23 protein-coding genes are annotated in these 19,971 nt (G+C 37.5%); 22 read left to right on the forward strand and 1 reads right to left on the reverse strand.

The features are described 5' to 3' along the window. The first annotated feature begins 556 nt into the window (after window positions 1–556). The 16 genes from D1B32_RS12425 (at window position 557) to D1B32_RS12500 (ending at window position 14,288) form a co-directional block, all read left to right on the forward strand. Window positions 557–754, forward strand: a complete 198-nt coding sequence (locus tag D1B32_RS12425; RefSeq protein WP_095308889.1) for a DUF4227 family protein — start codon at window positions 557–559, stop codon at window positions 752–754. 5 nt (window positions 755–759) lie between these two features. Further along, entirely contained in the window at window positions 760–1,650 is an 891-nt protein-coding gene (xerD, locus tag D1B32_RS12430) for a site-specific tyrosine recombinase XerD (RefSeq protein WP_095308890.1), read from the forward strand. Window positions 1,651–1,744: 94 nt separating this feature from the next. Then, a complete protein-coding gene (gene deoB, locus D1B32_RS12435) occupies window positions 1,745–2,923 on the forward strand; it encodes a phosphopentomutase (protein ID WP_095308891.1) in 1,179 nt (392 codons plus the stop codon). A 15-nt stretch (window positions 2,924–2,938) separates the two neighbouring features. Continuing rightward, entirely contained in the window at window positions 2,939–3,760 is an 822-nt protein-coding gene (locus D1B32_RS12440; RefSeq protein WP_095308892.1) for a purine-nucleoside phosphorylase, read from the forward strand. A gap of 38 nt (window positions 3,761–3,798) precedes the next feature. Then, window positions 3,799–5,103 carry a pyrimidine-nucleoside phosphorylase gene (locus D1B32_RS12445; RefSeq protein ID WP_095308894.1) on the forward strand — a complete coding sequence of 435 codons (1,305 nt, stop codon included), beginning with the start codon at window positions 3,799–3,801 and terminating at the stop codon, window positions 5,101–5,103. 223 nt (window positions 5,104–5,326) lie between these two features. Then, window positions 5,327–6,514 carry a D-alanyl-D-alanine carboxypeptidase family protein gene (locus D1B32_RS12450; RefSeq protein WP_379601125.1) on the forward strand — a complete coding sequence of 396 codons (1,188 nt, stop codon included), beginning with the start codon at window positions 5,327–5,329 and terminating at the stop codon, window positions 6,512–6,514. A gap of 105 nt (window positions 6,515–6,619) precedes the next feature. Beyond that, window positions 6,620–6,973, forward strand: coding sequence for an anti-sigma F factor antagonist (gene spoIIAA / locus D1B32_RS12455; protein ID WP_095308895.1), 354 nt, complete (start codon window positions 6,620–6,622; stop codon window positions 6,971–6,973). Then, the gene (gene spoIIAB, locus D1B32_RS12460; protein ID WP_118889597.1) at window positions 6,970–7,410 is read left to right on the forward strand and encodes an anti-sigma F factor; all 441 of its coding nucleotides are present in this window, start codon (window positions 6,970–6,972) and stop codon (window positions 7,408–7,410) included. The genes spoIIAA and spoIIAB overlap by 4 nt, the downstream gene beginning before the upstream one ends. Before the next feature lie 10 nt (window positions 7,411–7,420). Further along, the gene (gene sigF, locus D1B32_RS12465; RefSeq protein WP_095308897.1) at window positions 7,421–8,179 is read left to right on the forward strand and encodes an RNA polymerase sporulation sigma factor SigF; all 759 of its coding nucleotides are present in this window, start codon (window positions 7,421–7,423) and stop codon (window positions 8,177–8,179) included. A gap of 616 nt (window positions 8,180–8,795) precedes the next feature. Next, entirely contained in the window at window positions 8,796–9,413 is a 618-nt protein-coding gene (locus D1B32_RS12470) for a stage V sporulation protein AA (RefSeq protein WP_118889598.1), read from the forward strand. Then, window positions 9,391–9,819 carry a stage V sporulation protein AB gene (locus tag D1B32_RS12475; protein WP_095308900.1) on the forward strand — a complete coding sequence of 143 codons (429 nt, stop codon included), beginning with the start codon at window positions 9,391–9,393 and terminating at the stop codon, window positions 9,817–9,819. Before D1B32_RS12470 ends, D1B32_RS12475 begins: the two co-directional genes overlap by 23 nt. Before the next feature lie 31 nt (window positions 9,820–9,850). Next, the gene (locus D1B32_RS12480; RefSeq protein WP_118889654.1) at window positions 9,851–11,314 is read left to right on the forward strand and encodes a spore germination protein; all 1,464 of its coding nucleotides are present in this window, start codon (window positions 9,851–9,853) and stop codon (window positions 11,312–11,314) included. A 95-nt stretch (window positions 11,315–11,409) separates the two neighbouring features. After that, window positions 11,410–12,717 carry a diaminopimelate decarboxylase gene (gene lysA, locus D1B32_RS12485; protein WP_095308901.1) on the forward strand — a complete coding sequence of 436 codons (1,308 nt, stop codon included), beginning with the start codon at window positions 11,410–11,412 and terminating at the stop codon, window positions 12,715–12,717. Between the two features lie 83 nt (window positions 12,718–12,800). Then, a complete protein-coding gene (locus D1B32_RS12490) occupies window positions 12,801–13,238 on the forward strand; it encodes a peptidylprolyl isomerase (RefSeq protein WP_095308902.1) in 438 nt (145 codons plus the stop codon). A 55-nt stretch (window positions 13,239–13,293) separates the two neighbouring features. Beyond that, window positions 13,294–13,713, forward strand: a complete 420-nt coding sequence (locus D1B32_RS12495; RefSeq protein ID WP_187393154.1) for a site-2 protease family protein — start codon at window positions 13,294–13,296, stop codon at window positions 13,711–13,713. 191 nt (window positions 13,714–13,904) lie between these two features. Beyond that, window positions 13,905–14,288 (forward strand): GNAT family N-acetyltransferase, encoded by a 384-nt coding sequence (locus tag D1B32_RS12500; protein ID WP_095308905.1) that lies wholly within the window; start codon window positions 13,905–13,907, stop codon window positions 14,286–14,288. A gap of 551 nt (window positions 14,289–14,839) precedes the next feature. Here the strand turns inward: D1B32_RS12500 and D1B32_RS12505 are convergent. Further along, window positions 14,840–14,932, reverse strand: a complete 93-nt coding sequence (locus D1B32_RS12505) for a YjcZ family sporulation protein (RefSeq protein WP_095308906.1) — start codon at window positions 14,930–14,932, stop codon at window positions 14,840–14,842. A 285-nt stretch (window positions 14,933–15,217) separates the two neighbouring features. Here D1B32_RS12505 and D1B32_RS12510 point away from each other — a divergent pair, with 285 nt between their 5' ends. The 6 genes from D1B32_RS12510 to D1B32_RS12535 all read left to right on the forward strand — a co-directional run bounded on the left by D1B32_RS12510 (window position 15,218) and on the right by D1B32_RS12535 (window position 19,931). Next, window positions 15,218–15,967, forward strand: a complete 750-nt coding sequence (locus D1B32_RS12510; protein ID WP_095308907.1) for a segregation/condensation protein A — start codon at window positions 15,218–15,220, stop codon at window positions 15,965–15,967. Between the two features lie 85 nt (window positions 15,968–16,052). Further along, entirely contained in the window at window positions 16,053–16,652 is a 600-nt protein-coding gene (gene scpB / locus D1B32_RS12515) for an SMC-Scp complex subunit ScpB (RefSeq protein ID WP_095308908.1), read from the forward strand. Window positions 16,653–16,897: 245 nt separating this feature from the next. Further along, window positions 16,898–17,998, forward strand: a complete 1,101-nt coding sequence (locus D1B32_RS12520) for a D-alanyl-D-alanine carboxypeptidase family protein (protein ID WP_118889600.1) — start codon at window positions 16,898–16,900, stop codon at window positions 17,996–17,998. 1 nt (window position 17,999) lies between these two features. Further along, window positions 18,000–18,584 (forward strand): nucleoside recognition domain-containing protein, encoded by a 585-nt coding sequence (locus tag D1B32_RS12525; protein ID WP_095308913.1) that lies wholly within the window; start codon window positions 18,000–18,002, stop codon window positions 18,582–18,584. Window positions 18,585–18,586: 2 nt separating this feature from the next. Then, the gene (locus D1B32_RS12530; protein ID WP_095308914.1) at window positions 18,587–19,117 is read left to right on the forward strand and encodes a spore maturation protein; all 531 of its coding nucleotides are present in this window, start codon (window positions 18,587–18,589) and stop codon (window positions 19,115–19,117) included. 70 nt (window positions 19,118–19,187) lie between these two features. Beyond that, window positions 19,188–19,931, forward strand: a complete 744-nt coding sequence (locus D1B32_RS12535; RefSeq protein WP_118889601.1) for a pseudouridine synthase — start codon at window positions 19,188–19,190, stop codon at window positions 19,929–19,931. Window positions 19,932–19,971: the final 40 nt, after the last annotated feature.

Raw genomic sequence — 19,971 nt, forward strand, 5'->3', positions numbered from 1 at the left:
CAGTTAAATAAAAAAGAGCCTATACAGACATAGACTCTTAGCTTAAAGTTGGTCAAAAAGAATATCTTTCAAAAGAGTGTAAGGGGTACTTGACAGTTTCGTTCATATCAGTCTACGTATATTTCCTCCGCTAGTATATGCTCACCAATTATTACTTGTGGAATTAATAAAAACGATATCGATGCGCTACCAGTCCGGGTGAGCGCAGGGCGGTGACTCCAGTGGGAATAGCACGTGTCTGAAGACTCACCGGAAGTGGGTTTCTTCCGGAGAGGCTGAATCCGTGCCCACGGAAAGCATCCGCCCGAAGCGATCCCGGACGGCGATTATTGCACATACTTGAAGAAAACAGCCAAGAAGTTAGTTCGCAGTTTCTTTCAACTCCTGATTTATTAAATACTTTCTCATATTTTGGTTTGAAGTTGGGTTGGACTTTATTTTTGTTATAATTTACAAATTGCTTGAAAAAGGTTACATTTGAATAGTATATTGTGATTCTAACCTAGCATATCTTTAAATAAACAACTATTTTAGGGAGTAGTGCTAGGTGAATAGAATGATACGAGATACGATAAAAGTGTTTGTGATTTTTACAATGTGTACCGTCATATTTTATGTAGGCTTACAAATTATGCATCGGGAGTATGAAGAAATTCATCGTTATGATCCTCCCGAAGGCCCAGCTGTTAAGGTGTTTCATTCACAAACGAAGCTATTGGAACGATTTCAATTATTTTTTAAAGCAGGGGAGTAGTATGTATGTTGAAATACGCATTGGAGGATTTTATTCACTTTCTGCAAATCGAGCGCGGTTTATCAGAAAACACACTTGGCTCCTACGGACGTGATCTTAAACATTATATCGAACATATCGAAAAGGAAGCAAAGAAACAATCATGGGATCAGGTAACTAGAAATGATATCATAAGCTTCTTATATGTGCTTAAAGATAGTGGGAAGTCGACAGCAACCATTACAAGACATGTTTCATCTATTCGCAGCTTTCATCAATTTCTAATTCGCGAACAGATTGTGACGCATGATCCTAGTTTACATATTGAAACACCGAAAAAAGAAAGAAAGCTTCCTGATATTCTGTCTCAGGCAGATGTGGAAAAATTACTCGATATTCAAACGAACTCTTCACTTTCCATACGTAATAAAGCAATGCTCGAGTTGCTTTATGCAACAGGACTTCGTGTATCAGAACTAATTTCATTGAAGGTTGGTGATTTACATTTAACAATGGGATTCGTTCAATGTTTTGGAAAGGGCTCAAAGGAAAGAATTGTTCCATTAGGAGATGCAGCAAGAAATGCTTTAGAGCAATATTTAGATCTTGCAAGAGGGAAGCTTGTTAATAACAAATCTGAATCAGCATTGTTTGTTAATCAGCATGGCAGAGCCTTATCGCGACAAGGATTTTGGAAGATCCTAAAGGGGTTAGCAAGAGATGTAGGCATAAATAAAACGTTAACACCACATACGCTAAGACATTCCTTTGCAACTCATTTATTAGAAAATGGCGCCGACCTACGTGCGGTTCAGGAAATGCTAGGACATGCTGATATTTCGACAACCCAAATTTATACGCATGTCACGAAAGCGCGATTAAAAGACATGTATAAGGCATACCATCCAAGAGCTTGAACTTGATTTAACAGTGGTCTGACATCCTACATCATAAAAATGAAACATATATTCATAGTGATGCGGGAATATAGTAACAGGAGGTTTGATAGAGATGAATCAATTTAAACGTGTATTTTTAGTTGTTTTAGATTCAGTAGGAATTGGCGAGGCACCAGATGCAGCACAATTTAATGATGTTGGTGCTGATACGCTAGGGCATATTGCAGAACATATGAGTGGATTGAATATGCCTCATATGGGTGAATTAGGATTAAGTAATATTAAGGAAATAAAAGGAATTGGCAAGGCTATTCATCCAAAAGCACACTATACAAAAATGCAGGAAGCTTCAAATGGTAAAGATACCATGACTGGCCATTGGGAAATTATGGGCCTTCATATAAGCAACCCATTTCGAACGTTCCCGGACGGATTTCCAGATGAGTTATTAAATGAATTGGAAGAAAAATCCGGAAGAAAAATTATTGGGAATAAGCCCGCATCAGGTACTGAAATATTGGATGAGCTTGGTGAAGAGCATATGAAAACTGGTGCGCTGATTGTTTATACGTCTGCAGATTCAGTACTGCAAATCGCTGCACATGAAGAAATTGTACCGATTGAAGAGCAGTATCGTATTTGTGAAATTGCTCGCGCGCTAACATTGGACGAAAAATATATGGTTGGCCGTATTATTGCACGACCGTTTATTGGTAAACCTGGTGCATTTGAACGAACATCAAACCGCCATGATTATGCATTGAAGCCATTTGGCAGGACTGTAATGAATGAACTGAAAGATAATAAACTGGACGTGATTGCTCTAGGGAAGATTTCCGACATTTATGATGGAGAAGGAGTAACCGAAGCAGTTCGAACAAAGGATAATGATGATGGCATGACAAAGCTAGTAGCGTCAATGGATCAGGATTTTACCGGTATTAGCTTTTTGAATTTAGTTGATTTTGATGCAAAATATGGACACCGAAGAGATCCAGAGGGTTATGGAAAAGCATTGGAAGAATTTGATGCAAGATTGCCTGAGGTTTTAGAAAAATTGCAGAAGGATGACTTGTTAATTATTACTGCAGATCACGGGAATGACCCGACACATCATGGTACAGACCACACGAGAGAATATGTACCGTTGCTCGTACATCATAAAGCGATTTCAGAAGGAAGAGCATTGCCAATTAAAGAAACTTTCGCAGATATCGGTGCTACAATCGCAGATAATTTTAACATACCGATGCCTAATCACGGAAAAAGCTTTTTAAATGAAATTAAATAGAGGGGAATCAGCAAAATGAATCATATAGCAATTAAAGAAGCGAGCAATTATGTGAAAAGTAAACTAAAAGAGACACCAGAAATTGGCTTAATTCTTGGTTCTGGTCTAGGAGTTCTTGGTGAAGAAATTGAAAATCCGATAACCATTGCTTATAAGGACATTCCACACTTTCCAGAATCAACAGTATCTGGACATAAGGGGCAACTTGTAATTGGAACGTTAGAAGGTAAGCAGGTTATCGCGATGCAAGGACGTTTTCATTACTATGAAGGCTATTCCATGAACCAAGTAACATTTCCAGTACGCGTCATGAAGGATTTAGGAATCGAGTCCATTATCGTAACGAATGCCGCTGGGGGAATAAATGAGGAATTCAACCCCGGAGACCTCATGCTCATTACAGATCACATTAATAATATGGGTGATAATCCTTTAATCGGAAAAAACGATGAAGACTTAGGTGTTCGTTTTCCTGATATGTCCCAAAGTTATGATCGAGAATTCATAAAGCATGCAGAAAGCTGTGCAGCTTCACTTGGTATTTTCGTTCAAAAAGGAGTGTATGTCGGCAACACTGGACCAGCATATGAAACGCCTGCAGAGGTTAGAATGCTGAGAACGCTTGGTGGAGATGCTGTAGGAATGTCTACCGTACCAGAAGTTGTGGTAAGCAGACACGCTGGCATTCGAGTGCTTGGTATTTCTTGTATTTCAAATATGGCTGCAGGTATATTAGATCAGCCGTTAACACACGATGAAGTAATAGAAACAACTGAAAAAGTAAAAACAAATTTCCTGCAATTTGTTAAGAAAATTGTAAGTACATTGCCAGCGTAAATATGTACGAACTAAAATAATAAAAAAGGTGATTATAAATGAGAATGTATGACATCATTGAGAAAAAGCGAAACGGTGGGGAATTAACCAAGGAAGAGATAACATTTTTTATTGATGGCTATACAAACGGTGAAATTCCAGATTATCAAATTAGTGCTTTATTAATGGCAATTTATTTTCAGGACATGACAGAAGTGGAACGTGCAAGCTTAACGATGGCTATGGTTGAATCGGGCGATCAAATTGATTTATCGGCGATTGAAGGGATCAAAGTAGATAAGCATTCTACTGGTGGAGTTGGTGATACAACAACTTTAATACTTGCACCTTTAGTTGCATCACTTGGTGTACCTTTAGCTAAAATGAGCGGAAGAGGCCTTGGGCATACAGGGGGAACGATTGATAAATTAGAGGCTGTTCCAGGATTTCATGTAGAAATAACAAATGAGGCGTTCATCGACTTAGTGAATAAAAATAAAGTTGCGGTAATTGGTCAGTCTGGAAATTTAACCCCGGCTGACAAAAAATTATATAGTTTAAGAGATGTCACAGCAACCGTAAATTCAATTCCACTAATTGCCAGTTCAATTATGAGTAAAAAAATCGCTTCTGGTGCTGATGGCATTGTCCTAGACGTTAAAACCGGTGCTGGAGCTTTTATGAAAGATCTTGAGGATGCTAAAGAGCTCGCACATGCAATGGTTTCTATCGGGAATAAGGTATCAAGAAATACAATGGCTGTTATATCTGATATGAGCCAGCCGCTAGGGTATGCAATAGGGAATGCGCTTGAAGTAAAAGAAGCAATTGATACACTTCAAGGAAAAGGTCCTGAGGATCTAACCGAATTATGTCTTACATTAGGAAGCCAAATGGTTGTACTTGCTAAAAAGGCGAAAAATATTGATGAAGCACGACAGCTATTACAGGAAGCTTTAACAAATGGAAAAGCGTTCGATAAATTCAAACAATTTTTAGAGTCACAAGGCGGAAATGCAGAAGTAGCTGATAATCCGGAGTTACTGCCACAGGCGAAATTTAAAATCGATCTACCAGCTAAATCTGCTGGTAAGGTAGCAGCAATTATTGCTGATGAACTAGGTACTGCTGCAATGATGCTTGGTGCTGGCAGAGCAACAAAAGAGTCTGAAATTGATTTAAGTGTCGGAATTGTGCTCCATAAGAAGATTGGTGATTCTGTTACAGAAGGAGAATCCTTACTTACGATTCATTCTAATCAGGAAAATGTAGATCAAGTCATTGAAAAGTTGTATGAAAGTATAACGATAACGACTGAGCATATTGAAGCTCCAACATTAATTTATCAGACAATAACGGATTAACAAAAGGAAAAAGCGCACGGTTGTGTGCTTTTTCTTTTTTATTATTTTCGGTGTATGAAAATGCCAATATTCGGCAATCCTTTCATTATAGAGGATGTTCAAAAAGTCTGGACAAAAACGACATTTTGGCGTTATCAAATTGGAAGATAAAAAAGTATGGTTACTAGCCAATTTGCCTTCTCTTTTTTGAACACGCTTTTATATTGATTGCTGGAGGTAAAAGATGATGAATAAGTTTTTAAGACTCATTACAATTATGATGGTAATAGCTTTTGCAGTGCCTGTTTCTGCTTTTGCAGAAGAAAATAACTCGGAGGAAGAGAATAATGGACTAGCTCTTGCTCCAGATGCAAAATCAGCTATTTTATTGGAACAGGATACCGGCGAAATACTTTTCGATAAAAATGCTCATGAAAAGTTACCGCCAGCAAGTATGACTAAAATAATGACGTTACTGCTCATTATGGAAGCGTTGGATAAAGGGAACTTACAAAAAGATGAAATGATACGTGTAAGTGAACGAGCTGCTTCCATGGGAGGGTCGCAAATCTTCTTGGAAGCAGGAGAGGAAATGTCTGTTAATGATCTATTAAAAGGGGTAGCCATCGCATCTGGTAATGACGCTAGTGTTGCTTTAGCAGAGCGCCTTGCTGGAAGTGAAGAAGCATTTGTGAAAAAAATGAATGAACGCGCAAAGGAATTAAAGCTTGAGAACACGCATTTCCAAAATTCCACGGGCTTACCTGCAGATAATCACTACAGCACATCCTATGATATGGCGATGATTGCAAATGAACTATTAAAGTATGAAGCCATAACAGATTATACTTCGGTCTATGAAGATTATTTAAGAAAAGGACAGGACAATGAGTTCTGGTTAGTAAATACAAATAAGCTTGTTCGGTTCTATCCTGATGTAGATGGATTAAAAACAGGGTATACAAGCGAGGCGAAATATTGTTTAACTGCTACAGCTAAGCGAGACGATATGCGCGTTATTGCTGTTGTAATGGGTGCAGAATCTCCTAAGGAAAGAAATACGATGGTATCCGGTTTACTTGATTATGCATTCAATCAGTTTGAGACAAATAAGCTTTTTGATAGGGACGAAAAGATTACCGATATCCATCTCTTGAAATCAAAGCAAAAGAATGTTGATATTGTAACAAAACAATCGATTAGTACCCTTCATAAGAAAGGCGAAGAGGAAAAGGATATCCAGACAGAGGTGAAGCTTCAAGACACCTGGAATTTACCAGTTAAAAGAGGAGATGAAGTTGGTAAATTATATGTGAAGGATGGGGAGCAGGTACTATATGAAATACCTTTAACAGTTGAAGAAGATATTGAGAAAACAACCTATTTTTCACTATTAAAGCGCACGGTGCAAGAAATGGTGAAATCACGCTAATTTCATCTAATTTAATTGAATAGACACTTCTTTTGTCAAGTAGCAGGAATTAGACCTCCCAATAAAGAAATAGATTCAATACAGTTCTTATAAGGAGGAATAAATATGGGGCTTCATTCAATATTTGATGTGAAGGGTGACGTCTTAATAGTAAGACTATCAGGTGAATTGGATCATCATGAAGCAGAATTGTTACGTGATAAGTGGAAAGATATGTTGTATGTAAATCCAGTTAAGCATATCATACTCAACCTTGAAGAAGTAACGTTTATGGATAGTTCCGGACTTGGTGTTGTACTCGGCCGATATAAAGAGGTTATTCAATTAGGTGGGGAAATGGTAGTATGTTCCATTTCACCACCTGTAAAGCGCTTATTTGAAATGTCAGGCCTGTTTAAAATTGTCAGACTTGAGGAGAATGAAGAATTTGCATTAGCAACACTGGGGGTGGCTTCATGAAAAACGAAATGAATTTGGAATTCTCAAGTGTGAGTGAGAATGAAGCTTTTGCTAGAGTGACTGTCGCGGCTTTTATAGCACAGCTGGATCCGACAATGGATGAACTGACAGAAATTAAGACTGTCGTTTCAGAAGCGGTAACGAATGCGATTATCCACGGCTATAATAGGGAAGCACATCATAAAGTTTATATTACATGTACATTGAATGATGAGGAAATTGAATTAACAATTAAGGATAATGGAATTGGAATTCCAAATGTAACAGAGGCATTAGAGCCGCTGTATACATCAAAACCAGAAATGGAAAGATCAGGAATGGGATTTACAATCATGGAAAACTTTATGGATTCTGTTGAGGTCATTTCGAACCCTAACGAGGGAACTGCAGTATATATGACAAAGCAGCTATCAAAGACCAAAACAGTCTATAACTGAGGGGGCTGCCATGAATGTAAATGTTAAAAACACCCGCCAAAAGGAACAGCTGTCAGATGAGAAAGTGAAAGAATATATATTAAAAAGTCAACAAGGCGATAAAGAGGCAAGAGACCTTCTTGTAGAAAGAAATATTCGCCTTGTGTGGTCGGTTGTTCAACGATTTATTAATAGGGGCTATGATCCAGATGATTTGTTCCAGATTGGCAGCATTGGGCTGATTAAGGCGATTGATAAATTTGATTTGTCTTATGATGTACGGTTTTCAACGTATGCAGTTCCAATGATTATCGGTGAAATTCAACGGTTTATTAGAGATGATGGAAGCGTGAAGGTAAGTCGCTCACTGAAGGAGACAGGAAATAAAATTCGTCGGAAAAAAGACGAGCTAACAAAACAATTGGGAAGGTCACCGACAGTGAAAGAAATTGCTGATGCATTAGAGATCTCATCGGAAGAGGTTGTCCATGCGCAGGAAGCTGCGAAATCACCTCATTCCATTCATGAAACCGTTTTTGAAAATGATGGCGATCCGATAACGCTTTTGGATCAAATTGCCGACCAGGATACAAAATGGTTCGATAAACTTACATTACAGGAAGCAATCCAGAATCTAACTGAACGTGAACGGTTGATTGTCTACTTACGCTATTACAAAGACCAGACACAAACAGAAGTAGCAGAAAGGCTCGGAATTTCCCAAGTTCAAGTCTCAAGGCTGGAAAAAAAGATTCTGGAGGATATGAAGAAAAATATGGATTCTTCCTAATAGATCTTTCTTTAAAACATCACATCTGTGGTGTTTTTTTGTTCGATTTAATATGACTTCTAATTAATGCGTATTGAGAGATTGTGCGACTAACCGCTCTGGAAACACACTACGCTCTTCGCGGGTGACCCGACGCTCTTCGTACTCCGTTCTACAGTGTCTCACTCTGGCCGCGTATCCCGAAGAAGTCTACGTGTGTTTCCTCTGCTAGAATTGGCTCATTAGCTATTTCTAACATAATTTACCGAAACAAATTTTTTGCTCAAACCAGTTCGGGTGAGCGTATGGCGGTGACTCCTCAAAAATACAAAACAATTTTCTTCGTGCGATGTAAAAGCTTGTCCTGCTGGAACAGCACGTGTCTGATGGCTCGTAGGCTGGAGGGGTTAAAGCCGTTCCCTTAGGTGCCCGGACGGCGATTATTGCACATACTTGAAGAAAACAGCCGAGAAGTTAGTTCGCCAGTTTCTTTCAAAAGAAAATTTAATAAAAATCATGATATGAAAGCGAAAAGTCATTTTGAAAAAGGTTTTACCACATTTGTATGATAAATTTATCACAACTGACAAATACTAAACGAAACAGTAATAGCTTAAATGGAAAGGAAGTTATTCCATTGGCAGAGATTATCTATCTTCGAATGAAAAAAACAGTGGAATTAAATACGCTTAAACAGCTTATGCTGAAGGATATTGCACATATATCTGCTGCAAATATCCGGAAGTATAAGCTGGAAAACACGCCTGTATACAGACTTACCAAAAAGGATAAGAACATTGTTATTATCGACAGCTTCCTAATCATAGATCATTTAATAAACGAATATGAAGGGTTAGAAATCCAAATCTCTGGGCCGGAACAAACCATTGTACGAATAAACACGCAAAAAAAACCCTTAAACATATTGGTTGCATCATTTGTATGGATTTTGCTATTCATTGGTACAGCGATGACAATTATGAACTTCCACTATGATGTTAGTATGCAGGAGGTACAACAGCATCTTCATTTCCTGCTAACTGGCGAAGAAAATGAATTCCCATTATGGATCCAGATTCCGTACTCTTTTGGTTTAGGAATTGGAACATTGTTATTTTTTAATCATTGGTTTAATCGAAGGTTTAATGAAGAGCCTAGCCCGCTTGAAGTAGAGATATATAAATATCAACAAGACCTTAATAGTTACTTAAATCATCATGAAAACAAGTTAAATGATACAGAACTTAATCGTTAACTTCTTGCAAATGCTCATTGGTTTTAGTGGGGGTCTTGCTGTGGGGGCTGGGTTTGTCGCGTTTATAACGGTACTTGGTATTATCCCAAGGCTTATTCAATTAAGTAAAACAGAAAAACTAATAAAAGTATACAGTGCAAGTGTCATCTTGGGGCTTTTGATGGGAACTTATTTTTCATTTGCGGAAGTAAATTTGCAGCAGCCGATTGTAGTACTACTGCTTTGGGGATTGTTTCACGGGATTTTCAATGGAATGCTTGCTGCAGCTTTAACGGAGGTATTGAATGTTTTTCCAATATTATCCCGCAGAGTGCGATTGGACCATTATTTATTAGTTCTTTTAATGGCAATTGTATTTGGAAAAATATTCGGATCCCTATTCCAGTGGACCTATTTTGTTAAATAAGAGGTGAATAAATTTGGGTAATAAAACTTCTATGAAAAAAATATCACCAAAAATTGAAGAAAATAAAGCCTATATGGAAGATAGACTAGGAATGGGCTATTCCTTCGATGTAGGGTATAGAGAATTAATTATACTGAAGCGGAAAATCAATATTTACTACGTTACTGGATTATGTGATACATCTACTATACAAGAAATAATGGAGCAACTCATCGATATTAATGATGTTGAAACAAATTACAAAATGGTCGCCGAAATTATCGAAAACCGTATTGTGCATCAACAGGTTACTCTTGTAAAAACGATGGATGAAGCTGCAGATCAGATTCTTTCGGGTTTGATTGCCATTTTTATCGATGGAGAACAATTTGCATTTATAGTTGATGTCAGGAACTACCCGGGTAGAAGCCCAGAGGAACCTGACACGGAGAAGGTGATTCGAGGCTCAAGAGATGGTTTTACTGAAAACATAATTGAGAATACTGCCCTCACACGAAGAAGATTGCGTGACGAAAGAATTCGTAATGAAATGTTAAAAGTTGGAGAACGTTCGAAGACAGATGTTTGTATTACTTATTTACAAGATATTGCGGATGATGATTTGATTACCTTAGTGAAAGAGAAAATGGACGCAATCGATATCGATGGAATAACAATGGCGGAAAAAACAATCGAAGAGTTTATTATCGGGCAAAATTGGAATGTCTTTCCGCTTGTCCGCTATACGGAAAGGCCTGATGTAGCTGCAAGTCATTTGCTTGAAGGACACATCATAATCTTCGTTGATACGTCTCCCAGTGCCATTATCCTGCCCACTACTTTTTTCCATCATTTACAACATGCAGAAGAGTATAGGCAGGCACCATCAATTGGTACGTTCATACGTTTTATTCGGTTTTTAGCTGTGTTCGCTTCCATGTATCTACTGCCAGTCTGGCTCTTATTTGCGCTAGATCCAAGCCTGCTGCCAAAGGAATTATCATTTATTGGTCCGAATGAACAAGGAAACATACCAGTAATGATACAAATTATACTTGCATACATTGGGATAGAATTTCTCCGAATGGCAGCAATTCATACACCGACACCATTATCAACTGCCATGGGATTAATTGCTGCAGTATTAATTGGTCAAATCGCTATTGACGTTGGTTTATTCAGTCCAGAAGTGATTCTTTACGTGTCTGTTAGTGCGATTGGAGCATATGTTACTCCGAGCTATGAGCTAAGTGTTGCCAACAAAATAATGAATTTATTTCTCGTCCTGCTTGTTGGTTTGTTCGAACTGCCAGGATTTGTGATTGGAATCTTAGTGAATGTTCTATTTTTAGCAAATATCAAATCACTTCGAACACCGTATCTATGGCCATTATTGCCATTTAATGCAAAAGCAATGTCCCATATTCTCTTAAGAAAGCCCGTTCCAGATATGTATACTCGACCAAGTATTGTACATCCGAAGAATAATTATAGACGATCTAATAAAAAGAACTAACAGTGTTTAGTTCTTTTTGTTACTTGCGCTTTTATGTTTCAATATGATAAAGTATTCCTATTATTTCATACATTAAAAGTGGAGGAGTACATATTATGATAATTAATCATCATCCGTTTCAAACGAACGAAAACGGACATCTTGAGATTGGTGGAGTAGACACGATAACACTTGCTGAAAAATATGGTACACCACTTTATGTTTACGATGTTTCCATGATTCGTGAAAATGCAAGAAGCTTTGTCAATACATTTAAGGAACTGAACGTAAAGGCAAAAGTTGCATACGCAAGTAAAGCATTTTCTTCCATTGCAATGCTGCAAGTAGCGAAGCAAGAAGGCTTATGTCTAGATGTTATCTCTGAGGGAGAATTATATACAGCATTACAAGCTGGATACCCAACAGAACGAATCCATATGCATGGAAACAATAAAAGTGCCGAAGAAATTGCAATGGCAATTGAACATGACATCGGTTGTATTGTTATTGATAACTTCCATGATATTAAACTCTTGGATGAGCAGCTAAATGCCCAAAATAAGACAATGGATGTTCTTATGCGTGTTACACCAGGGGTAGAGCTGAAAACGCATGAGTATATTATGACAGGTAATGAGGACTCGAAATTTGGATTTAACCTTCAAAACGGTCAAGCAGTTCAGGCTATAAAACAACTTTATAATCATAAAACCATTCGACTTAAAGGGCTCCATTGTCATATCGGTTCACAAATTTTTGAAACAGAAGGATTTCAGGTAGCTGTAGATATCTTATTTAATGAACTTGCTAAATGGAAAGCAGAATATGATTATGTACCAGAAGTGCTTAATCTAGGAGGCGGTTTTGGAATTCGTTATACCAAGGCTGACCAACCGTTAGGGCATCACGAGTATGTAGAAGCAACGGTACAAGCTGTCCAAAAGAATTCGGAAGAGTTAGATATCCCGATGCCCGAAATTTGGATTGAACCAGGTAGATCCATTGTTGGTAATGCTGGAATAACGCTTTATACCATTGGCGCGATGAAAGATATTCCTGGAGTAAGGGAATACGTTTCCGTAGATGGCGGTATGACAGATAATATCAGACCTGCACTATATCAAGCGAAATATGAAGCTGTTATTGCCAATAAACCGTTGGAAAAAATAACGAGGGAAGTATCAATCGCGGGTAAAGCCTGTGAATCAGGTGATATGTTAATTTGGGATCTACCAGTTCCAGATGTAGAACCAGGTGATATACTAGCTGTATTTTCTACTGGAGCATATAGTTATTCAATGGCAAGTCATTACAACCGATTCCCGAATGCTGCAGTTGTGTTTATTGAAGATGGAATCGATAAATTAGTCGTAAAACGGGAAACATATGAGGATGTAGTCAAAAATGACTTGTCCTATGAATAAAGAAGCGGCGATTCTTTCCAATCTAAATAATTAATGATAAAATAGTTTTGGATTTTACTAAATCAATGAGGAGATGTTGTTATATGTCTAAAAAAGGATATTTTCTATTAGAAAATGGAAATAAAATTGAATTTGAACTTTACCCAAACGAAGCACCAAATACGGTTGCTAACTTTGAGAAACTTGCAAATGAAAATTTCTATGATGGTTTAACGTTTCACCGTGTCATTCCAGGATTTGTAAGTCAAGGCGGATGCCCTATTGGGAATGGTACTGGGTCAGCAGGGTATACTATTAAATGTGAAACAGAAGGAAATCCACATACACATGTAGAAGGTTCTCTATCAATGGCACATGCAGGCAAAGATACAGGAAGCAGTCAATTTTTTATTGTTCATGAGCCACAACCGCATTTGAATGGCGTACATACTGTGTTCGGACAAGTAACATCTGGAATCGAGCATGCCAAATCCATGCAAAATGGCGATGTGATGAAAGAAGTTCGAGTAATCAGCGAATAAATACATTATTATCTAGGCAACTTCCATGAGTCTTTATTTATTTGTGTGCCTTGTTTTGATCATTGCACCAATTTGTACTTTCATTCATGAGCTTGGTCATGCATGCGGTGCAAAGTTGGTAAAAGCAGATCGTATTAAAATAAATTTAGGAATAGGTAAAAGACAATGGACAAGCGCAATGAATAACCTTGAGCTGACATGGCGTTCTGTTTACTTCATAGGTGGAGTAACCAAAACCGAGAGGGAAAGACCTTATAATAATTCAGAAATTATTTGGATTACATTTTTTGGCCCTATGTTTAATGGAGTGGCTGCGACGGTTATCTATATTATACTGGAAGTAAATACAAATGGTCTTTTACAGTTATTCTTTTGGTTTAATGTATGGATGGCTGTTGTGAATCTAATTCCTTTTAAATTCAAAGGGAAGCAAACAGATGGATTTACAATCTTTAGATTGATCAGCAGAAAATAATCTATTATACAATCGTATGATTTATGTGAAAATTGTCAATGCTTGAAACTGGAAACCTTTTTCCAGTATGTATATTTGACAAACACATTTAATAGTGCCATAAATATAATATAAGTATGTTTATAAAACAGTTTTCCATGTTCACAGATCATTTCTTAAAGATCAAAAGGTTTTATTAATGAGGGGTAAATATGTTAATTCGTTATAAAAAAAATCATGAAAAGATTGCAATGGGTCTATTGTCTTTTATGCCTGAAGAAAAGAAAGACGTTAAGAAATTGCAACAGACCATTAAAGAGTATGAATCCAATGATGACTGGCATCTTCATTTATGGAAAGAGGAAGATGATGTATTAGGTGCGATTGGAATTAGGATTGAAAATGGTATAGACGCAATCGTGCAGCATGTTTCAGTCAATCCTTCTCACCGAAATGCTGGAATCGGTCAAAAGATGGTCAATGAAGTCATTCGTATCTATCAGAACAAATATGCTGTTAGTACGACGGATGAAATACAGGATTTTTATAATAAATGTACACTAGCAGAAGACAGCGCAGATGCTTCTGATAGCTAAGCACAAAAGCGGAAGTGCCCAGTTAGGGACGTATGGACTGCGCCTCGAACATTCCTACGTAGGAGATTTATTCCAAAGTATAAGATGAACGATAACTTTCATCTTTTGGGAGAAAAGTCAAGTTCATCTAAAAGGAAACATGCCTCAGTAAGGGGGATGCTGACGTTAGGCTTGAGCCTGATTTAGTCGGCCATCCTTTACCTGGAGTCGGTGCCTGATTTGACCACAAGGGCATAAGTGCGACTAAGCCTCATATGTCTTTGACAGTAGGCAAGTCTTCTTTATCGCGTCATGAGGAAAGTCTCGCTGGGTGCTATAGCTGAACGTGGCTGCTCTCGTATAAGAAATCAGTCGATTTTATATTTCCTAACCAATAAGAAAAACCAGCCCCCTTTTCATAAGGGCTGGTTTTTCTTTGAAGCTACAAATTTTTATCTTACATGAACACTTAGCAGAGTTTCGGTTTTGTTCTAATTTATGATAACCGTAGTGCATTAGTAGCCTTCATAATTCCAGTGCTTTATATGCTATATAATTTTTCGGCTATCTAATTAGAACCAAGCACAACCGACAATAATCAAGAGAATGAACAAAACTACAATTAACGCAAAGCCTCCACCATAACCACCATAACCTTGACTCATAACGAACTTCCTCCTTTTTCTTCTTTCCAGAAATGTTTTGTGGTAACATTTATCTTACGCTAATAGCTTATGTTAAAAAAAAGTGTGTTGTATGGGCGCATATGCCAAACTATAAATAAATTTGTAACAAAAGAAAGTCAAAACACTTGCTGCGCTTGCCTTCAGGGTAGATCATGGTAAACTTAAACTTTCTATATTTTAATTGATACAGAAATATTGCAACGCTTCACCTGGGAATTATTAGTAAAAAGACTCAAATTGTACAAATGAAAGGAAGGAACTACTGTGAATCAAGCATACGAGGTAAAATTAGACGCATTTGAAGGTCCGCTTGATTTATTGCTGCATTTAATCAATCAGTATGAAATTGATATATACGACATTCCGATGGCACAGATAACGAAACAATACATGGAGTATATACATACCATGCAACAGCTTGAATTAAATATTGCAAGTGAATACCTAGTTATGGCCTCCACGTTAGTAGCGATTAAAAGTCAGATGCTACTGCCTAAACAAGAAATTATTGAAGATAATGAGATGGAAGAATACGCAGAGGATCCGAGAGAAGAACTGATGCAACGACTGATCGAATATCGGAAATATAAAGAAGCTGCTGAACGGTTGAAGGAAAAGGAGGTAGAAGCAAATCAAATATTTACAAGACCACCAACTGTTTTCGATGAATTAACATTCGAAAAACAACCGGTAGTACAGGGAGATGTCTCCATTTATGATATGCTCGGTGCTCTGGGGAAAATGTTTGAACGTAAAAAGTGGAATAAACCACTAGATACTACTGTACAACGGATGGACATACCGATTGAGCAGCGGATGCAAGATGTGTTGACCAAAGTAAAGTCAACACAAGGTAAGGGGATTGAATTCGATCAGTTATTTCCCTATCCATCAAGAACTCATGTAGTCGTCACGTTTATTGCAATTTTAGAGCTTATGAAAGGTAAGGAAATCTATTGCAAACAAACGAAGCATTTCGATACATTGTATATATTTGCAGAAAATAAAGCATAAAGCTTTCTTTTCTGCTTCATTACATAGAAGGCATCGCTTAAGGATAAGCCCATGCCGATTTTTCTAATATTTGGAGGAATAGATTGTGGAAATAGAAGAATTAAAAGCCGTTGTCGAAGGATTACTTTTTGCTAGTGGAGATGAAGGCATTACGATAAAGCAAGTGTGTAAGGTACTAGAAGTGTCAGAATCAGCAGTTGAACACATTCTTGAAGAACTGACATATGATTATGAACGTAAAGACCGTGGCTTAATGATTATGAAGTCGCATGAAGTACTTCATTTAACAACAAAGCCAGAGCATAGTAATTATTTCAAAAAATTACTTGAACTACCACAGACCAGCAGAATGTCACAAGCTGCTTTAGAAACATTGGCAATTATCGCCTATCAACAGCCAATAACAAGAACAGAAATTGACGAAATCAGGGGTGTTAAAAGTGATCGGCCAGTTCAAACACTGACGGCGAGATCGTTAATTGAGGAAGTAGGTCGTAAAGATAGTGTTGGACGGCCAATACTTTTTGGAACAAGCAAAGATTTTTTAACCTATTTTGGTTTAACTTCTCTTGGCGAACTTCCACCGCTGCCTGAACCTTCCGAAGAGGATAATACAGACAGTAACGAAGCTGATTTATTTTTTGAGCGATTCAGTGATGAAATTGAGAATAATTTTAATGAATAAAAATTTGAGCCTTACATACTGGCATGTAAGGTTTTTTTATTGTTCTTAAATCATCTAGCATAACAGCGTGTCCCGTGCATAAAATGTAAGGACATCTTTTTTGATAAATAGAAATAAAACTTTTTGATGTAAAAGTGCAGCGAATACTTTCACCTAATAGCTTGCAATCCAAAGTATACATGTTATTAAAAAACAAAGAATGATCCTTTAACGAATGCTAAAGATTTCTAAGGAGGCATTAAACGATGCGATTTCTCATACTCATCCTTATTCTCTTAGTTGTGCAACTTGGTTTTCCAATTACAGGACAAGCAACCCCTGTTGTTTCTGCCAACAACGCCATCTTAATCGAACAATCCACAGGCAGGGTGCTTTATGAAAAGAAGGCACATGAAGAAGCGTCTATAGCAAGTATTACGAAAATAATGACCGCAATTATAGCAATTGAATCCGGGAAAATGGATGAGATGGCTACCGCCTCGAGAAGCGCAATTTATACAGAAGGATCATCCATTTATTTGGAGCAAGGTGAAGAAATGAAATTAGAAGACCTTGTTTATGGTTTGATGCTTAGGTCTGGTAATGACGCGGCAATAGCGATAGCTGAACATGTAGGGGGAAGTGAGGAAGGGTTTGTCTATATGATGAATGAAAAAGCTAAATGGCTAGGGATGACAAATACACATTTCGATAACCCTCATGGTCTTGATTCAGAAACCCATTATTCAACGGCATACGATATGGCAATACTTACGCGCTATGCGATGGAAAACAATACATTTCAAGAAATAAGCGGTTCGGAAAATTATATCTCTGAAAATAGATCATATAGCTGGAAAAATAAAAATCGTCTGCTTACACAGTTTTATGAATATTGTACAGGAGGGAAAACTGGATACACGAAGCAAACAGGTAGAACCTTAGTAACCACTGCTGAAAAAGACGGTATGAAGTTAATTGCAGTGACACTCGATGCACCAGATGATTGGAATGACCATATCTCGATGTTTGAGTGGGGATATGAAAATTATCAGATGGAACCACTTTCAGACGAAGGACCAATAAAATACAGGTTGAATGAAACAAATTTAACGGTAAACGGTTTTGTAGAGGACGAAATATCCTATCCGTTATCTGTTGAAGAGATAGAAGTATTGACTTCGAGTACGTTTCTGCTTTCAAATTATTTGACGACAGATGAGGAGATTATTGGGAAAACTGTTTTTTACTTGGATGATGAACAATTGATGGAAACACATATTTTCCAAAATCGATTGGATCCTAACGATCATGACTTCAAACAGACTTTTACGTCAATTTTAATACAAATAATTGGATTGAAGTAAAATGATCAATATAATTTGGGCGTGTATGGCAATTGTAGGTATTGTTTTCGCAATGTTTAATGGAACAATGGATGAAGTTAACAAAGCAATTTTTGAGAGCGCAAGCGAGGCAGTAACATTAGCCATTAGTCTAATCAGCATTCTTGTTTTTTGGCTAGGTATTATGAAAATTGCAGAAAATGCTGGGATTCTAAAAGGAATTGCAAAGGTATTTCGGCCGGTTATCGTAAAGCTGTTTCCTGAGATACCAAAAGATCACCCGGCAATCGGCTATATCGTATCGAATATTACAGCTAATCTCTTTGGTTTAGGCAATGCTGCAACACCACTTGGAATTAAAGCGATGGAGGAAATGAAAAAATTAAGTGGATCAGAAACTGCATCACGTTCAATGATTACTTTTCTCGCATTAAACACATCTGGTTTGACATTAGTTCCAACAACTGTAATTGCAATCCGTATGCAATATAATTCTGTATCCCCGACTGAAATTGTTGGTACTACGATTATTGCGAGTGGAGTTGCGGTTACCAGTGCTATTTTAATTGATCGTTTTTATCATTATAAAAGTACATGGAGGAAATAGTTATGGAGATCATCACGCTTGTAAGCACCTGGCTTATCCCAACCTTTTTACTCGTCGTATTGTCCGTTGCAGTAATCAAAAGAGTTCCCGCATACGAATTATTTGTAGAAGGAGGTAAGGAAGGTGTCAAAATGGCATTTTCTTTGCTTCCTTTTTTAGTAGGTATGATTGTATCTATTGCGATACTTCGTAGTTCGGGAGCATTGGAAGCTTTTATTAACAGCATTACCCCATTGCTGCAGATGGTTGGTATACCAGCTGATATCATGCCACTTGCATTAGTGAGGCCAATTTCTGGCACAGCTGCATTGGGCATGACAACCGAATTGATCGCTACACATGGACCTGATTCGTTTATTGGCCGGTTAGCATCAACAATGCAAGGAAGTACAGATACTACGCTCTATATATTAACAGTCTATTTTGGAGCAGTTGGAATAAGGAAAATGCGCTATGCTTTAAAAGTTGGGCTGCTGGCGGACCTAATTGCTATACTTTCAACCATCATTATTGTTAAAATAGTATTCGGGTAACTAAAACTAGCGTTAATGCCATATTAACGCTATTATTGTGTAGAAAATAAAGTAGAAGTATGGTGATAGAATGGCAAATCAAAGTGAACGACTACAAAAAGTAATTGCACAAAGCGGCATAACCTCTAGAAGAAAAGCAGAACAGCTTATTATAGATGGGAAAGTCCGTGTAAATGGACAGACTGTAACAGAGCTTGGCACAAAAGTAACAAGTGATGATGAAGTTGAGGTGAACGGTGTCCCACTGGAAAAAGAATCACATGTATACTACATGCTATACAAACCAAGAGGAGTTATTTCCAGCTTGAAGGATGACAAAAATAGGAAAGTTGTAATTGATTTAATGGAGGAAGTGACAGAAAGAGTTTTTCCAATTGGCAGATTGGACTACGATACGTCAGGCATCCTGCTATTAACAAATGATGGGGAATTTGCTAATCTTTTAATGCATCCGAAGCATGAAATAGACAAGGTCTACGTCGCTAAAATTAAAGGGGTTCCTGATAAAAAAGAGCTCGGTAAGCTAAGAAAAGGGATTAAAGCAGATAAAGATATTTTAAAAGCAGTGAACTATACGATTTTATCTACGGATAAGAAAAAAAACACAATGGTGCTTGAATTAACCTTGCATGAAGGGAAAAATCGTCATATTAGAAGAATGATGGAGCAGTTAGGCTACCCTGTCATGAAATTAAAAAGAGAAAAATATGGTATGCTTACGTTGGATGGATTGAAACCAGGAGATTATCGCCCTCTGACACCGAAAGAAATAAAACAAATCAGGAACCAAGCTTCCAAAATTGTTAAAGAATAGTCAAATTTCATACTATATTTCGATGATATAATACGGTGTG

Source organism: Oceanobacillus profundus (assembly GCF_003515705.1).
GTDB classification, from domain to species: Bacteria; Bacillota; Bacilli; order Bacillales; family Amphibacillaceae; genus Oceanobacillus; species Oceanobacillus profundus.

Coding starts and splice junctions, on each gene's coding strand:
- D1B32_RS12425 (WP_095308889.1), top strand. CDS start 557: ATGATACGAGATACGATAAAAGTGTTTGTGATTTTTACAATGTGTACC.
- xerD (WP_095308890.1), top strand. CDS start 760: ATGTTGAAATACGCATTGGAGGATTTTATTCACTTTCTGCAAATCGAG.
- deoB (WP_095308891.1), top strand. CDS start 1,745: ATGAATCAATTTAAACGTGTATTTTTAGTTGTTTTAGATTCAGTAGGA.
- D1B32_RS12440 (WP_095308892.1), top strand. CDS start 2,939: ATGAATCATATAGCAATTAAAGAAGCGAGCAATTATGTGAAAAGTAAA.
- D1B32_RS12445 (WP_095308894.1), top strand. CDS start 3,799: ATGAGAATGTATGACATCATTGAGAAAAAGCGAAACGGTGGGGAATTA.
- D1B32_RS12450 (WP_379601125.1), top strand. CDS start 5,327: ATGATGAATAAGTTTTTAAGACTCATTACAATTATGATGGTAATAGCT.
- spoIIAA (WP_095308895.1), top strand. CDS start 6,620: ATGGGGCTTCATTCAATATTTGATGTGAAGGGTGACGTCTTAATAGTA.
- spoIIAB (WP_118889597.1), top strand. CDS start 6,970: ATGAAAAACGAAATGAATTTGGAATTCTCAAGTGTGAGTGAGAATGAA.
- sigF (WP_095308897.1), top strand. CDS start 7,421: ATGAATGTAAATGTTAAAAACACCCGCCAAAAGGAACAGCTGTCAGAT.
- D1B32_RS12475 (WP_095308900.1), top strand. CDS start 9,391: ATGATACAGAACTTAATCGTTAACTTCTTGCAAATGCTCATTGGTTTT.
- D1B32_RS12480 (WP_118889654.1), top strand. CDS start 9,851: ATGAAAAAAATATCACCAAAAATTGAAGAAAATAAAGCCTATATGGAA.
- lysA (WP_095308901.1), top strand. CDS start 11,410: ATGATAATTAATCATCATCCGTTTCAAACGAACGAAAACGGACATCTT.
- D1B32_RS12490 (WP_095308902.1), top strand. CDS start 12,801: ATGTCTAAAAAAGGATATTTTCTATTAGAAAATGGAAATAAAATTGAA.
- D1B32_RS12500 (WP_095308905.1), top strand. CDS start 13,905: ATGTTAATTCGTTATAAAAAAAATCATGAAAAGATTGCAATGGGTCTA.
- D1B32_RS12505 (WP_095308906.1), bottom strand. CDS start 14,932: ATGAGTCAAGGTTATGGTGGTTATGGTGGAGGCTTTGCGTTAATTGTA.
- D1B32_RS12520 (WP_118889600.1), top strand. CDS start 16,898: ATGCGATTTCTCATACTCATCCTTATTCTCTTAGTTGTGCAACTTGGT.
- D1B32_RS12525 (WP_095308913.1), top strand. CDS start 18,000: ATGATCAATATAATTTGGGCGTGTATGGCAATTGTAGGTATTGTTTTC.
- D1B32_RS12530 (WP_095308914.1), top strand. CDS start 18,587: ATGGAGATCATCACGCTTGTAAGCACCTGGCTTATCCCAACCTTTTTA.
- D1B32_RS12535 (WP_118889601.1), top strand. CDS start 19,188: ATGGCAAATCAAAGTGAACGACTACAAAAAGTAATTGCACAAAGCGGC.